Source organism: Pandoraea faecigallinarum (genome assembly GCF_001029105.3).
GTDB classification, from domain to species: Bacteria; Pseudomonadota; Gammaproteobacteria; order Burkholderiales; family Burkholderiaceae; genus Pandoraea; species Pandoraea faecigallinarum.
Genome location: NZ_CP011807.3, coordinates 1757001 through 1770721 on the forward strand (window position 1 = coordinate 1757001; position 13721 = coordinate 1770721).

At 62.4% G+C, this 13721-nt stretch carries 14 protein-coding genes; 7 read left to right on the forward strand and 7 right to left on the reverse strand.

The window, feature by feature from the left end:
- Positions 1-108: 108 nt before the first annotated feature.
- The 3 genes from AB870_RS07875 to AB870_RS07885 all read right to left on the reverse strand — a co-directional run bounded on the left by AB870_RS07875 (position 109) and on the right by AB870_RS07885 (position 2250).
- Positions 109-1005 (reverse strand): DMT family transporter, encoded by an 897-nt coding sequence (locus AB870_RS07875; protein WP_047907577.1) that lies wholly within the window; start codon positions 1003-1005, stop codon positions 109-111.
- 71 nt (positions 1006-1076) lie between these two features.
- Positions 1077-1763 carry a VOC family protein gene (locus AB870_RS07880; protein ID WP_047907578.1) on the reverse strand — a complete coding sequence of 229 codons (687 nt, stop codon included), beginning with the start codon at positions 1761-1763 and terminating at the stop codon, positions 1077-1079.
- A 136-nt stretch (positions 1764-1899) separates the two neighbouring features.
- Complete coding sequence (locus AB870_RS07885) at positions 1900-2250, reverse strand: DUF2917 domain-containing protein (protein WP_053059622.1); 351 nt, start codon at positions 2248-2250, stop codon at positions 1900-1902.
- 293 nt (positions 2251-2543) lie between these two features.
- On the opposite strand from AB870_RS07885, the gene AB870_RS07890 reads away from it, so the two are divergent.
- The 5 genes from AB870_RS07890 (at position 2544) to AB870_RS07910 (ending at position 8550) form a co-directional block, all read left to right on the forward strand.
- Entirely contained in the window at positions 2544-3995 is a 1452-nt protein-coding gene (locus AB870_RS07890) for an aminotransferase-like domain-containing protein (protein WP_047907579.1), read from the forward strand.
- A gap of 369 nt (positions 3996-4364) precedes the next feature.
- Complete coding sequence (gene htpG / locus AB870_RS07895; RefSeq protein ID WP_047907580.1) at positions 4365-6251, forward strand: molecular chaperone HtpG; 1887 nt, start codon at positions 4365-4367, stop codon at positions 6249-6251.
- A 176-nt stretch (positions 6252-6427) separates the two neighbouring features.
- Positions 6428-7033 carry a chorismate--pyruvate lyase family protein gene (locus tag AB870_RS07900; RefSeq protein WP_047907581.1) on the forward strand — a complete coding sequence of 202 codons (606 nt, stop codon included), beginning with the start codon at positions 6428-6430 and terminating at the stop codon, positions 7031-7033.
- Between the two features lie 5 nt (positions 7034-7038).
- Positions 7039-7575, forward strand: coding sequence for a DNA-deoxyinosine glycosylase (locus AB870_RS07905; protein WP_047908957.1), 537 nt, complete (start codon positions 7039-7041; stop codon positions 7573-7575).
- A 132-nt stretch (positions 7576-7707) separates the two neighbouring features.
- Entirely contained in the window at positions 7708-8550 is an 843-nt protein-coding gene (locus AB870_RS07910; protein WP_047907582.1) for a spermine/spermidine synthase domain-containing protein, read from the forward strand.
- A 116-nt stretch (positions 8551-8666) separates the two neighbouring features.
- Here the strand turns inward: AB870_RS07910 and AB870_RS07915 are convergent, their stop codons facing one another.
- The 4 genes from AB870_RS07915 to AB870_RS07930 all read right to left on the reverse strand — a co-directional run bounded on the left by AB870_RS07915 (position 8667) and on the right by AB870_RS07930 (position 12514).
- A complete protein-coding gene (locus AB870_RS07915) occupies positions 8667-9005 on the reverse strand; it encodes a DUF2322 family protein (protein WP_047908958.1) in 339 nt (112 codons plus the stop codon).
- Positions 9006-9123: 118 nt separating this feature from the next.
- Positions 9124-10329: a benzoate/H(+) symporter BenE family transporter gene (locus AB870_RS07920; protein ID WP_047907583.1), complete on the reverse strand. Its 1206-nt coding sequence runs from the start codon at positions 10327-10329 to the stop codon at positions 9124-9126.
- Between the two features lie 153 nt (positions 10330-10482).
- Entirely contained in the window at positions 10483-11658 is a 1176-nt protein-coding gene (locus tag AB870_RS07925; RefSeq protein ID WP_047907584.1) for a vWA domain-containing protein, read from the reverse strand.
- Between the two features lie 13 nt (positions 11659-11671).
- On the reverse strand, positions 11672-12514 hold the full coding sequence (locus AB870_RS07930; protein WP_047907585.1) for an AAA family ATPase: 843 nt from the start codon (positions 12512-12514) through the stop codon (positions 11672-11674).
- Between the two features lie 281 nt (positions 12515-12795).
- Between AB870_RS07930 and AB870_RS07935 the strand changes: the two genes are divergently transcribed.
- Positions 12796-13161: a c-type cytochrome gene (locus tag AB870_RS07935; protein ID WP_047907586.1), complete on the forward strand. Its 366-nt coding sequence runs from the start codon at positions 12796-12798 to the stop codon at positions 13159-13161.
- A 46-nt stretch (positions 13162-13207) separates the two neighbouring features.
- On the forward strand, positions 13208-13609 hold the full coding sequence (locus AB870_RS07940; protein ID WP_047908959.1) for a c-type cytochrome: 402 nt from the start codon (positions 13208-13210) through the stop codon (positions 13607-13609).
- Positions 13610-13721 lie beyond the last annotated feature (112 nt).

A 13721-nucleotide genomic window follows, 5' to 3' on the forward strand; every position in this document is an offset into this window, starting at 1 on the left:
ATGAGCCGCGAGTATCGGGCGTTGCGGGTGCCGAGCGCTTGATGGCAGGCGCAACGCCAGGGGGGCAACAAGTGACGACGCAGGGATCGCATGCGCCGTCAGATGTCGTCAGACCGGTTTGCCCGTGAGTCGCGAAGCGCCGATCTTCGTGTTCTTGCCGAGTGCGATGGTCAGTACGACGCCTGCGGCGAATAGCCAGGTGATGGCGTCGACCTGTTCGCCGAAAAACAGGGCGGACAGCGCAATCGTAAAGAAAATCTGGAGCAATTGTACTTGGCCGACACGCGCGATCCCGCCCATGGCGAGGCCGGCGTACCAGGCGAAGAATCCGATGAATTGCGAGAAGAGGGTGACATAGGCGAACGCGCCCCACGCCTTGCCGCTGATCGGCCACGGCTGCTGCCACGCAAGCCAGCCGACGGGCAACAGCAGCACCGGCGCCGATACGACGAGCGCCCAGCAAATGACTTGCCAGCCGCCCATCTCGCGGGCCAGCTTGCCGCCTTCCGTGTAGCCGAGCGCACCGATGACGACGGCGAGCAACATCAGCCCGTCGGCGGCGTGCAGGCTTCCGCCGCCGGCACGCAGGGCGAACGCGATGACGAGCGCACTACCCAGCAGCGCAAAGCCCCAAAAGCTGCGCGACGGCCGCTCGCCGCCGAGCCAGTAGGCATAGATCGCGACGAAGAACGGTTGCAGGCCGTTGACGACGGCGCCATGCGAGGCCGGAATCGTCTTCATCGCCCATGCCGAAAATACCGGGAACGCGATGATGACGCCAAGCGACGTGACCGCGAGGCTCGTGAGCTGCGCCCGCGTGGGCCACGCTTCCTTGCGCCACCAGAGCAGCGCGCCTGCGAAGATGGCGGCCACGAGTGCTCGTCCCAGTCCGTTGAGCAGCGGGTTGACCTCTGCGACGACGATGCGTGTCATTGGCAGCGTCAGACTGAAGATGAGCACGCCGATCAATCCGATCAGCATGCCCCGGGATTCACGCGAATTCATGATGTCGCCTCGTGGTTCTGGTAAGTCTGCGCCCGCCATGCGCTGTGGCCGGGCGTCTGGAACGGCATGGCCTAGCGCAACGTGCGCGGGCCGTTGGGTGTCTCGATTTCTGCGGCGAGCGACGGTTCGACCAGCGTAGCTTCGACGTTGATGAGCGCATCGGCGCTCAGCCAGTGCAATTGTTCGGAAATCGTCGCAGCCTGCGGATGAAAGCCACGCAACGAGGTGACGGCGCAATCGGCGCAGGGCAGAGTGTGAGTAGGATGCTGTGGCGAATCCCACTGGATCAGCGTGGGCAACACGCCTTGGCCGGCGCCTTGCCATGACGGAAGGCTGCCGTCCTCCGGTACGCCAATCTGCCACGTCAGTGCGCCGCGCTGCATTGCGAGCACGGGAGCCAGTCGTCGAGGGTACTGGGCCTGCCAGCGGGGCAGCGAACGCGGACGATCCACGCGCGCAACCCAATGCGCGAGATACGGGCCGCGGGCAAGACGCGCCCGCACGGTGTCGTCATCGAGACCGAACCAGCGCGGGCGGCCGGGTGCCGGGGCGTCGGGGTCGATCGCAATGATCTCCAGATAGACGCCCCCCCACAGACCGAGCAAACTGTTGTGCGTTCCCATCCTGGCATGCTTGCCCCCGCGTTGCGGCACCACGTCGGTGAGTCCGAGTTGCTCGATGACATGCGCTTCGCCCGCCTCCAGCGTTTGCGCGGCAACGACAAGGTGATCCAGTTTCAGGGCGTGAGGTGCGGTCATGTTCGGTTGGGGCAGCAAAGTCTGGCGACAAAAAGCGATAGCTTACTCTGCCTCATTGCGGGTGCCACGTATCCGCATGCGCGTGTCGCGTCATTTGCGCGGCGGTTGCGGTGTTGCTCGACTTCGAAGCCGTTCTTTATCCGCGCGAGAGCCGCGCTACCGCCCGTTGCGTCATGCGAGCGGCGACCCCACGCCACGCCAGCCGCAGGCCCGCGCGTAGCGAACGTCGGCGCGGCGCGCATAGCGTGCTCGCCGGCTGACTCACCCGCATGCGCGCCCCTTCCCGCCAAGTGCCCAGCCACACGCGCTGGCCGCCGCGAATCTCGAAGCTCTCCCCTGCGCCCAGCCAATGGTCGATGTGTTCGCCTTCCACGGTCAGCCACAGCAGGCCCTGCAACACTTGCAGCGACTGAGGCGGCTCAGTGGCCGGGCTTTGCCAGAAGACGGTCTGTCCCGGGTCCAGTTCGAAGAGTCGGATTTCACGCATGGCGGTCTCCAGTTGAGAGGACACTTTATCGGTTAACTCCGGTACAGTACCGATACAGATATGAAGGGAGTTTTCGGTACAGTTCGGGGTTGACAAGGCAAGGCGCCGGCGTAGAGTGGCGATCCATGAGCCGCTCATGTGCAACAGGGGCGGACACTTCGACTGGGAGATACCTGTCAACTTTGCGGGAGGCGCCGATCGGTGCCGCACCCCAATGCATGCGTACCGGCACGACCGGTGCGCTCTGTCGGACATGAAGCGGTCTGCAGGCCGCGCAACAAAGGTGGAAGACGATGGCGATAGCGACAACGAACCGCATTTCTCCGTTGATCCTGACGGACAATGCCGCGCTGGACACGGCGCGCATGACGCTCGTCGATCAACTCGTTCACTGGGCACGGTTGCGTATCGAAGAGCGCGTTTTCCTGCCGGGCATGCGTATGCCGTCGATTCGTTCGCTTGCCGAAGACAAGCGGGTTTCGCGCTTTTCCGTTGTGGAAGCGTACGAGCGTCTGGTCGCGCAGGGCTATCTCGAGGCGCGTCGCGGTTCCGGCTTTTACGTTCGCGAGCGTCCGGCAATGCCGCCGCAGAACGCGGCTGCGCCCATGGTGCCGCAGGGACCGCTGGACGTGGCGTGGCTCGTGCGCAGCATGCTGCATCAGGTCGCGCCGGAGCGCGGGCCCGGCATGGGGTATTTGCCGCCGGGTTGGCTGGACGCCGAGATGATGACGTCCGCCATGCGCTCGATGAGCCGGCAGTCGAGCGCGCACTTGCTTCAGGCGGGCAATCCGCACGGCTTTCTCCCCTTGCGCGTTCAGCTCCAGACACAGCTTGCCGAGTTGGAGATCGGGGCGCGACCCGAGCAAATCGTGTTGACGTCGGGCATCACGCAGGCCGTCGATTTCCTGCTGCGCCTGTACGTCAGGGCAGGCGATACGGTCCTTGTGGGCGATCCCGCGTGGTTCGTGATGTTCGGACGCATTGCTTCGCAAGGTGCACACACCGTTGGCGTACCCTACACGCCCGACGGCCTCGACATGCAGGCGTTGGAGCGCCTGGTGCAGCAACATCGTCCCAAGCTCCTCATTCTGAATTCGATCCTCCAGAATCCGACTGGCACCTCGTTGACGCCCGCGCGCGCTTTCCAGATTCTGCGGCTCGCCGAACAGTACGATTTCATGGTGCTGGAAGACGACATTTACTGCGACCTGTGTCCGCCGCATCAGCAGGTGGCGCGTCTGGCAAGCCTCGATCAGCTCAAACGGGTGATCTACATGGGCAGCTTTTCGAAGACGCTCACGGCTAACTTGCGTGTCGCGTTCGTTGCCTGTTCGCCGGAATTGGCGAAGACGTTCGTCGACCACAAGATGCTTTCGAGTTCGACTACGCCGGAGATCAACGAGCGGATCGTCTACAAGGCGCTGACCGAAGGACACTACCGCCGGCATGTCGAACGGTTGCGCACGCGACTGGACGAAGTTCGCGACGGCGCGCGCCGTCATATGGAGCGTCTCGGGTTGCGGCTGTTCGGTGAACCCACGTCGGGCATGTTCCTGTGGGTCGACACCGGTATCGATACCAACGCCATTGCGGCCGCCGGGCACGAAGCGGGTTTCCTGTTCGCCCCGGGCGCGTTGTTCTCGCCACGCCAGACGCCGAGTACCTGGATGCGCATGAACATCGCCTGTTCGAGCGATCCGTCCATGTTGTCCTTTCTGTCGCGGCAACTGGAGTTGGCCGCATGAGGTTCGGGCGCGCGCGGGCACCCTGCCTGGCCGGAACCTCGGCCGATGCGCTGGCCGACGCTGTCGATGATCTGAACCGACCAATTGGTCGGTTGGTCGCCCAAGGTTGCCGGCGAACGGCGGGGTGGCCGGCGTGCCGGTGCGGCACGCGTCCACCGCAGAGTTGAGTTTTTGCCGGGTCTGCCCCGTTTTCCGGACATTGGCGCATCCTCCCCCTGCAAAATAACCCTTCGAGCGGCCTTGAAATGCCGGTCGCCCGTCCCTATGTTCGGACCTGTATCGCCGTTGCGGCGGCGCTCGCGCAAGTGCGCCGGGCGGCGGTCCGAGTCGACATTTCTTCCATCTCACCGATTCACGAGGTTCCCGACCATGGCGCAAGAAACCATGAGCTTTCAGGCGGAAGTCAAACAGCTTCTGCAACTGATGATTCATTCGCTGTACAGCAACAAGGAAATCTTCCTGCGCGAACTGATCTCCAATGCCTCGGACGCCGCGGACAAGCTGCGCTTCGAAGCGATCAACAATGCCGCGCTGTACGAGCAGGATCCGGAACTCAAGATTCGCGTGTCGTTCGACAAGGACGCGCGCACCATCACCATCGAAGACAATGGCATCGGCATGAGCCGCGATGAAGCCATCGCGCACCTCGGCACCATCGCCAAGTCCGGCACCAAAGAGTTCTTTTCCCGCCTGTCGGGCGATCAGCAAAAAGACGCAGCGCTGATCGGCCAGTTCGGTGTGGGCTTTTACTCGGGGTTCATCGTCGCCGAGCGCATGACGGTCGAGTCGCGCCGTGCCGGACTGCCGGCTTCCGAAGGGGTGCGGTGGTCGTCGGCGGGTGAGGGCGACTTCTCGGTCGAGACGATCGAACGCGCACCCCGGGGTACGGCCATCACGTTGCATTTGCGCGAAGGCGAAGACGAACTGCTGTCGTCCTGGCGACTGCAATCGATCATCCGCAAGTATTCGGATCACATCTCGCTGCCGATCGTGATGCGCGGCGAGTCGTGGAACGAAGAGAAGCAGGCGATGGTGCCCGCCGAAGCGGACGAAACCATCAATCAGGCCAGCGCGCTGTGGACCCGCAGCAAGAGCGAGATTTCGGACGAGCAATACACGCAGTTCTATCAACATATCGCGCACGACATGCAGCCGCCGCTGGCATGGACGCATAACCGCGTGGAAGGGCGCAGCGAATATACGCAACTGCTGTACGTTCCGGGTCATGCACCGTACGATCTGTGGGACCGCAACTCGCACGGCGGCCTCAAGTTGTACGTCAAGCGCGTGTTCATCATGGACGACGCCGAGCAACTTCTGCCGAATTACCTGCGTTTCGTGCGTGGGGTCGTCGATTCCGCCGATCTGCCGCTGAATGTCTCGCGCGAACTCCTTCAGGAGAGCCGCGATGTGAAGGCGATTCGCGAAGGTTGTACCAAGCGCGTGCTCAGCTTGCTCGAAGATCTGGCCGAAAACCAGAAAGACAAGTACACGCAGTTCTGGGGCGCTTTCGGTCAGGTGCTCAAGGAAGGCACCGGCGAGGACCACGCCAATCGGGAGCGCATCGCCAAGCTCTTGCGCTTCGCGAGTACGCACAATGACTCCGCCGAGCAGACCGTATCGCTGGCCGATTACGTTGGCCGCATGAAGGACGGTCAGGACAAGATCTACTACGTGACGGCGGAGAGTTGGGTGGCCGCAAGCCACAGCCCGCATCTCGAGGTCTTCCGCAAGAAGGGCGTTGAAGTGCTGTTGCTGACCGACCGTGTCGACGAATGGATGCTGTCTTATGTTCACGACTTCGACGGCAAGGCACTTGTGAGCGTGGCGCGCGGCGATCTGGATCTCGGTGCGCTCGAAGATGCCGATGAGAAACAAGCGCAGGAGAAGACCAGCGACGAACTCAAGCCGCTCGTCGAAAAGATGAAGGAAGTTCTCGCGGGCAAGGCGAAGGACGTGCGCGTGACTTTCCGTCTGACCGATTCGCCGTCCTGCCTCGTCTCCGACGAAAACGACATGAGCGGTACGCTCCAGCGTCTGATGAAGGCGGCCGGTCAGAAGATGCCGGAATTCCGTCCGATTCTCGAAATCAATCCGGACCATGCGCTGATCAAGCGTCTGAGTGCGGACAGCGCCGATCTGTCGGACTGGACGCAGTTGCTGTTCGACCAGGCATTGTTGGCCGAAGGCGGAAGCCTGGAAGATCCGGCCGCGTTCGTGAAACGTACCAACGCGTTGTTGCTAGCTGCACGCTGATTGCGTCGACGCAGGCAACTGACATTGCCGACGCGTTACGCGATAAACGTAGGGCTGTTGTGCCGCACAAAGCCTCCGCGACGAAATGTCGCGGGGGCTTTTTCATGGTGCGGATGGCGCGAAGGGCTTTCGGCTCGGGCACGCCTCGCCACGTTGCCCCCGTATAATGCCGAGCCATGACTTTCCGATTCGATGTAAGCGGGCGGCGCTGGCAGGCTGTCCCGTCACCGGCGCTCTCGCGCCATCACAAGGACTGGCTGACCCGAGGCGGTGCTCTCACGCGCCATCTGTCCGCGCTCGGCCGCGTGAGCGTACGTGTCGTGGCCGAGCGAGTGATGCCGGCCGATGCGGATCAATGCCGCGCGATCGGTGTGCCGCTGCGCACGCCCATGTGGGCGCGCGATGTCATCCTGCTGGTCGACGACGAGCCGGTCGTGGTCGCGCATAGTGTCACGCCGCTTGCGTACAGCCGGTCGGTTTGGCAAGCCATGCGTCGTTTGCGTACCCGCCCGCTCGCGGACTTGCTGTATCACGATCGCACGGTCACGCGATCCGCTCTGGTATCGAGCCCCTTGGGGCCACGCCACCTATTGCACGGCCGCGCGCGCCACGACGCGCGCGATCCGATCGTCGGCGGTTGTCCGCGTGTCAGGTTGTGGGCGCGCCGTTCCGTGTTTCTGCGCCATGGTGCGCCACTGCTCGTTACCGAGGCATTTCTGCCGCGCTTTTGGCGCCGGCTGCAATCGGTGCAATCGGTGCACGGCGAGCATGTCCGCGATTGATCGCCATGCCGACGTCCCCCGCCTCCGATCTCAAACGTAATTTCCCACCGGTCGTAGACGCGAACACGCGCCTTCTGATTCTCGGCAGCCTGCCGGGTGAAGTGTCGCTCGCGCATCGGCAGTACTATGCGCATCCGCAGAATCGCTTCTGGCATCTGGTCGGCGAAGTGATCGGCGAGCCGCTGCCCGCCCTTCCGTACGAAACACGACTCGACGTGTTGCGCGCATACGGGGTAGGGCTGTGGGACGTAGTGGCTCAAGCGCGTCGCGAGGGCAGTCTCGACAGCAACATTCGTCTGCATACCGGCAGCGACCTCGCGGGGTTGATTGCAACGTTGCCCTTGCTGCGGGCCGTTGCGTTCAACGGCGGGACAGCAGCCCGGATCGGCCAACGCGCGCTGGCGCAGGGCAACGTGAGCCTGCCGGTCGTGTTGCTGCCGTCGAGCAGCCCGGCATATACGATTCCCTTCGCGACGAAACGCGATGCCTGGCTTGCGTTGCGCGACTGGCTCGACATGGGCGAGCCGCGCCAGTCCGTCTGAGCCATCCCATTCGACCGTGCGGCGTACACCACATTGCGTATTCGCAAACAACGTACCGCGACCGAAGGCCGAGCGTCTGAACCCGGTACAATGCGAACCCATCGGAATTTTCCGAGCTTCACTGAAGGACACATGACCCTCATCAAACGCAAATCCATCGAAGCCGAAGCGTTCGTCGCCGACGATCGTGCCGCCCGTTCACTGCGTCCTGCGTACAAGCCGCGTTTTGCACCGGTGACGTTCTCCGAAATCGGTGGCGTGCGTTACCTGCATTTCGGCACGGAGTGGGTGCAGGGGGCGATGCGTCTGTCCAAACCCGATCGTATCGAACTCGAATACGCGCAGCAGATGATGGCGTGGTTGCTCTTCATGCGCGCACCGAAGCATGTGGTGCAGCTCGGGCTTGGCACGGGCTCGATCACCAAATTTTCGGCAAAGCAATTCGCGCGCACGCAAGTCACGGCGGTCGAACTGAACCCGGCAGTGGTCGTGGCCGCGCGCACGATGTTCGATCTGCCGAGCGATTCGCGTCGACTGAAGGTGCTCGAAGCGGATGCCTGGGACTTCGTCACGGACACGGCGAATCACGGCACCGTCGACGTGCTGCAAGTCGATCTCTACGACGCCACCGCACGCGGGCCGGTGCATGACACGCCCGCGTTCTACAAGGCGTGCCGTGCGACCCTGCGCGAACCGGGCATGCTGACCATGAACCTGTTCGGCGATCACGACAGCTATCCGAAGAACATCCGTCGTCTGCGTCAGGCGTTTGACAATCGCGTGATCGAATTCCCGGAAGTGCATGACGGCAACGTCATCGTGCTCGCTTTCAACGGGCCGCTGCTGTCGGTCGAATGGAAGGACGTGGAAGCACGCGCCAAAGTGGTCGAAGCCGCGACCGGCTTGCCGGCCAGACGTTGGGTCAAGCAACTGCGCGATGCGAACGGGGACGGCGGCCCGGTACTTACGGTCTGACGTTACCTGCGTAGCACGGTGTGTGGCCCTGTGTGTGGCCATGAGGTAGCGCGCGGCAGATGCAAAAAAGCCAGCCGGGAAGGCTGGCTTTGCTTTAGTGCGGCCCGCGCGAGGCGTCAGACCGCGACTTCCTCGATCGTCAGCGCTTCGCCGCCGGCGACGATCGCGAGCAGCCGGTCCACGTTCGGATGTGCGCCCGGGCGGTTGCGTGCATCGGCCGTGTGCTCGCCGAAAACGGCCAGCGCATGTTCTGCGGCCTTGGCATCGAGCGTGCCGAACGCTTGCTTGAGGTAGTGGTACACGGCCAGCGAGCCTTGTTTGCCCGGGGCGTTTTCGATGGTGCCGACGAGCGCACCGCTGCCGTTGCGCAGATCGATGCGGGCGATGTTTTCGATGCTGCCGATGCCGGCGATCAGTGCGAGGTTGTCCTTGAATACCGGGGTCGGGTCGATCACTGCCATGGTTCTGCTGCTCCTGCGGTTACGTCGGAAAAAGAATGAAAAACGGTGCGGGCCGAATGTTACCACCCCGACCCGACCGGCAGGGGATGCGACCGGTTCAAGTCGATTCGGATCAGGTACGTCGCCATTGCAGGATCGCAAGCGTCAGCATCCCGGCAATCAGTCCCCAGAAGGCTGAGCCGATGGAAAGCAATGTCAGGCCCGACGCCGTGACCATGAACGTGATGAGCGCGGCTTCGCGCTGCTTCGTGTCGTGCATGGCGTTGGCCAGTCCGTTCATGATCGAACCGAACAGGGCGAGGGCGGCAATCGAGACCACGAGGGCTTTCGGGAATGCAGCGAACAGCGCCGCAATCGTCGCGCCGAACGTACCGGCAATCAGATAGAAAACCCCTGACCATACTGCTGCCGTATACCGTTTGGCCGGGTCTTCGTGCGCTTCGCGTCCGGTGCAGATGGCCGCGGTGATCGCCGCGAGATGTATGCCGTGCGAGCCGAATGGGGCAAGGAGTACCGACGCGATACCGGTCGTGGAAATCAGCGGCGACGCCCCCACGTTGTACCCATCGGCACGCAGCACGGCCAACCCCGGTACGTTTTGTGAGGCCATGGCCACCACAAACAGCGGGATGGCGATGCTGATCGTCGCCGGCAACGAAAACGACGGAGTCGTCCATACGGGCTTTGCGAGCGAGATGTTGAAGTGGCTGAAATCGAGCAGACCCAGCCCGCCGGCGACGGCCGTTCCCACGATCAGCGCCAACAGAATTGCATAGCGCGAAGCCACGCGCTTGACGACGAGGTACGTAAAGAACATGGCGAGCACCAGCGCCGTCTGGTGCTGCGCGGCGACGAAGATTTCCAGTCCGATCCGAAACAGGATCCCTGCGAGCAGGGCGGACGCCAGCGCAGGCGGTACCCGCCGCATGATCGTCTCGAAACCGCCCGTCAGTCCGCAAATGGCGATGAGCGCATTGCAGACGATGAATGCCCCGATGGCCTCGCCATAGGGAACGCCCGGCAGCGACGTAATCAGAAGCGCGGCGCCGGGGGTCGACCAGGCGACGACGACCGGCGTGCGGTAACGCAGCGACAGGCCGATGGTCGTCACGCCCATGCCGATGGACAGCGCCCAGATCCATGAGGAAATCTGCGCCGGTGTGAGGTGAGCGGCCTGGCCGGCCTGGAACATCAGAATGAGCGAACTGGTGTAGCCCGTCATCATGGCCACGAAGCCGGCCACGATGGCCGACGGCGACGTATCCGCCAATGGGCGCAATGGCGGCAGGGGCGGCACGGGAGTGGTGCTGGACGTCATGGTGGAATGTTGTCTCTTTTATTGCGTTGTTGTCGTGTGTCGCCGCGTGCCGTCGTGTATCGGCGCAGCACAACCCGATGGAACGAAGCGGTCGGTGCTGCACGCCGGACAGGAGGGACGGCGTTGGAGGATGCGGCAGGGCGAGCGCGGAGCCTACTTGGTCAGCACCCGCATCGCCGACTCCAGACCCGCTAGCGTAATCGGATACATGCGATTGGCAAATAGCTGGCGGATCACCGAAATCGACTGACGATATTGCCAGATGGCCTCAGGTTCCGGATTGAGCCACGCGTAATGCGGGAAGCGATCAATGAAGCGCCGTAGCCACACAGCGCCTGCTTCCTTGTTGTTGTACTCGACCGAACCGCCCGGTTGCAGCACTTCGTAGGGACTCATCGTCGCGTCGCCCACGAAGATCAGCTTGTAGTCGGACGGGTATTTGCGCAGCACGTCCCACGTCTCGAAGCGCTCGTTATGACGCCGCCGGTTCTGCCGCCAGAGATAGTCGTAGACGCAATTGTGAAAGTAGTAGAACTCGAGATGCTTGAATTCGGATTTCGCGGCGGAAAAGAGTTCTTCCGTACGTGCGATGTGGTCGTCCATCGAGCCGCCGACGTCGAGCAGCATCAGCACCTTCACATTGTTGTGACGCTCGGGTACGAGCTTCAGGTCGAGCCAGCCGGCGTTGGCGGCGGTCGAGCGGATGGTGTCGTCGAGGTCGAGCTCTTCGGCGGCGCCTTCTCGCGCAAACTTGCGTAGACGTCGCAACGCTACCTTGATGTTGCGGGTGCCAAGCTCTACGGTATCGTCGTAGTCCCGGTACGTCCGCTGGTCCCAGACTTTGACGGCGGTGCGATTGCCGTTGCTCTCGCCGCCAATGCGGATCCCTTCGGGGTTGAACCCGCCATTACCGAACGGCGACGTGCCACCTGTGCCGATCCACTTGCTGCCGCCTTCATGGCGGCCCTTTTGTTCGTCGAACAACTGCTTGAGGCGCTCCATGAGCTTGTCCAGCCCGCCCAGTGCCTGAATGCGTGCCTTGTCCTCGGGGGACAGTTCGCGCTGCATGCGCTTCCTGAGCCACTCCAGCGGCACTTCTCCGGACGCGTCGACCGTCTGCTGTACGCCTTTGAAGTACGCACCGAACGCCTGATCGAACTTGTCGTAGTGCTTCTCGTCCTTGATGAGGGAGAGGCGCGCCAGATAATAAAACTCGTCGAGCGAGGGCGCGATGACCTGACGTTGCAACGCTTCGAGCAGCGTCAGGTATTCTTTGACCGACACCGGCAATTTCGCCGCGCGCAAGGTGTAGAAGAAGTCGATCAGCATGACGTTGGCGCGCTCACCGGTTGGCGCGATTCATGAAGACGAGGCGCTCGAACAGATGCATATCCTGTTCATTTTTCAGCAGGGCGCCCGCAAGCGGCGGTATCGCCAGTTTGTTGTCGGAACTGCGCAGCGCTTCGGGGCCGATTTCCTCGGCCATCAACAGCTTGAGCCAGTCGATGAGTTCGGATGTCGACGGCTTCTTCTTGAGACCCGGGATCTCCCGCACCTCGAAGAACGTCGCCATGGCGGCATTCACGAGTTCGCGCCGGATGTTGGGGAAATGCACGTCGATGATCGACTGCATCGTCGCGGGTTCGGGGAACTTGATGTAGTGGAAGAAGCAGCGACGCAGGAAGGCGTCCGGCAGTTCCTTCTCGTTGTTCGACGTGATGATGACGAGCGGGCGATGACGCGCCTTGACCAGCTCGCGCGTCTCGTAAACGTAGAACTCCATGCGATCGAGTTCGCGCAGCAGGTCGTTCGGGAACTCGATGTCGGCCTTGTCGATTTCGTCGATGAGCAGCACGACCGGTCGGTCGGCTTCGAAGGCTTGCCAGAGCACACCCTTGACGATGTAGTTGGCGATGTCGCGCACTCGCTCCTCCCCGAGCTGCGAATCGCGCAGACGCGACACGGCGTCGTATTCGTACAGACCTTGCTGCGCCTTGGTGGTGGACTTCACGTGCCATTGCAGCAGCGGCATGCCGAGCGCGGCGGCGACTTCCTCCGCGAGCATGGTTTTACCGGTGCCGGGTTCCCCCTTGATCAGCAATGGTCGTTGCAGCGTGGCCGCCGCATTCACGGCGAGCTTGAGGTCGTCGGTGGCGACGTAATGGGAAGAGCCTTCGAAGCGCATTGTCTGAGCCGTCCGCAAACAGCCGGCCAACCGGCCGGGCAGGGAAAAAGTTCAGTATAAGACATTGCGCATAAGGCCCGCTTGGGCGTTGGAAATGTGCATTGACATCAAAGGCTTGTGGCAAAACTTCGGAGAACCGTGCGGGTCAGCACCGAGTTTGCGCCTGCGAGGGTGTGGGTTACAATCGATTGCTTTTTTCACAGGTCGGCGGCCTTGGAGCCAGGACGGCGATCTGCGTGTTGCGGGCCGGTATTCCAACCAAAAACGTTCCCAAGAAGACCATGAAAAAGTTCCTCACGATGATGGCGCTGGCGCTTGGCGGCACGTCACTCATGTCGCTTAGTGCGCTTCATGCGGCCGAACTCAAGCCTGACATGGAGGCGGCAAAGGGCAAGGTAGCCATGTGTATCGGCTGCCACGGCATTCCCGACTATCGCACCGCATTTCCCGAGGTGTATCACGTCCCCAAAATCGGCGGACAGAACGCCAAGTACATTGAAAACGCCCTGAAGGAGTACGCCAAGGGCGACCGCAAGTTCCAGACGATGCATGGCATCGCAGCCACGTTGACCGATCAGGACGTCGTTGATATCGCCGCCTATTACGCGGCGCAGACGGCGTCGACGCCGGTCAATCCCCAGAAGTAAAACGTGCGTGGCTGAGGAGAACACGATGAAGCATTCGATGCATTCGATGGCAAAGGCCGCTGCCGCGGTGTCCCTGACACTCGGTGCGGCGCTCGCCGGATCGAGCGGCGCTGCGATGGCCGCAGGCAACGTTGCCAACGGCAAGGCACTGGTCGACAAAGGCATGTGCGCAAGCTGCCACGGCGCCAACCTGAACGCGCCGATCACGCCGGAATACCCGAAGCTTGCCGGTCAGTACGCGGACTACATCTACAACGCGCTGCGCGCTTATCAAAACGAAACCAGCCTCGTGTATGGGCGCAGCAACGCGATCATGAAGACGCAGGTCATGTCCAACCCCGCTACGATCGGCAAGGACGGCAAACCACGGCCGTTCACCTCGAAGGAGCTCAAGGACATTTCGGCTTACATCGAGTCCTTGCCGGGCGACCTCGTCACGAAAAAGTAAATCTGTGGGTGTTTGCATGAAAAAACGACGGCTGCCGTGCAGGCAACCGTCGTTTGTTTTCCTCTGCCGCGCACGCGCGTAATGCACTCGGCTACGTGGGCTACGTGGGCTC

Excerpts from the sequence above, each read along its gene's own strand:
- AB870_RS07910 (WP_047907582.1), top strand. The coding sequence starts at position 7,708 with ATGACCCTCATCAAACGCAAATCCATCGAAGCCGAAGCGTTCGTCGCC.
- AB870_RS07905 (WP_047908957.1), top strand. The coding sequence starts at position 7,039 with ATGCCGACGTCCCCCGCCTCCGATCTCAAACGTAATTTCCCACCGGTC.
- AB870_RS07875 (WP_047907577.1), bottom strand. The coding sequence starts at position 1,005 with ATGAATTCGCGTGAATCCCGGGGCATGCTGATCGGATTGATCGGCGTG.
- htpG (WP_047907580.1), top strand. The coding sequence starts at position 4,365 with ATGGCGCAAGAAACCATGAGCTTTCAGGCGGAAGTCAAACAGCTTCTG.
- AB870_RS07930 (WP_047907585.1), bottom strand. The coding sequence starts at position 12,514 with ATGCGCTTCGAAGGCTCTTCCCATTACGTCGCCACCGACGACCTCAAG.
- AB870_RS07890 (WP_047907579.1), top strand. The coding sequence starts at position 2,544 with ATGGCGATAGCGACAACGAACCGCATTTCTCCGTTGATCCTGACGGAC.
- AB870_RS07925 (WP_047907584.1), bottom strand. The coding sequence starts at position 11,658 with ATGCTGATCGACTTCTTCTACACCTTGCGCGCGGCGAAATTGCCGGTG.
- AB870_RS07880 (WP_047907578.1), bottom strand. The coding sequence starts at position 1,763 with ATGACCGCACCTCACGCCCTGAAACTGGATCACCTTGTCGTTGCCGCG.
- AB870_RS07940 (WP_047908959.1), top strand. The coding sequence starts at position 13,208 with ATGGCAAAGGCCGCTGCCGCGGTGTCCCTGACACTCGGTGCGGCGCTC.
- AB870_RS07885 (WP_053059622.1), bottom strand. The coding sequence starts at position 2,250 with ATGCGTGAAATCCGACTCTTCGAACTGGACCCGGGACAGACCGTCTTC.
- AB870_RS07935 (WP_047907586.1), top strand. The coding sequence starts at position 12,796 with ATGAAAAAGTTCCTCACGATGATGGCGCTGGCGCTTGGCGGCACGTCA.
- AB870_RS07900 (WP_047907581.1), top strand. The coding sequence starts at position 6,428 with ATGACTTTCCGATTCGATGTAAGCGGGCGGCGCTGGCAGGCTGTCCCG.
- AB870_RS07920 (WP_047907583.1), bottom strand. The coding sequence starts at position 10,329 with ATGACGTCCAGCACCACTCCCGTGCCGCCCCTGCCGCCATTGCGCCCA.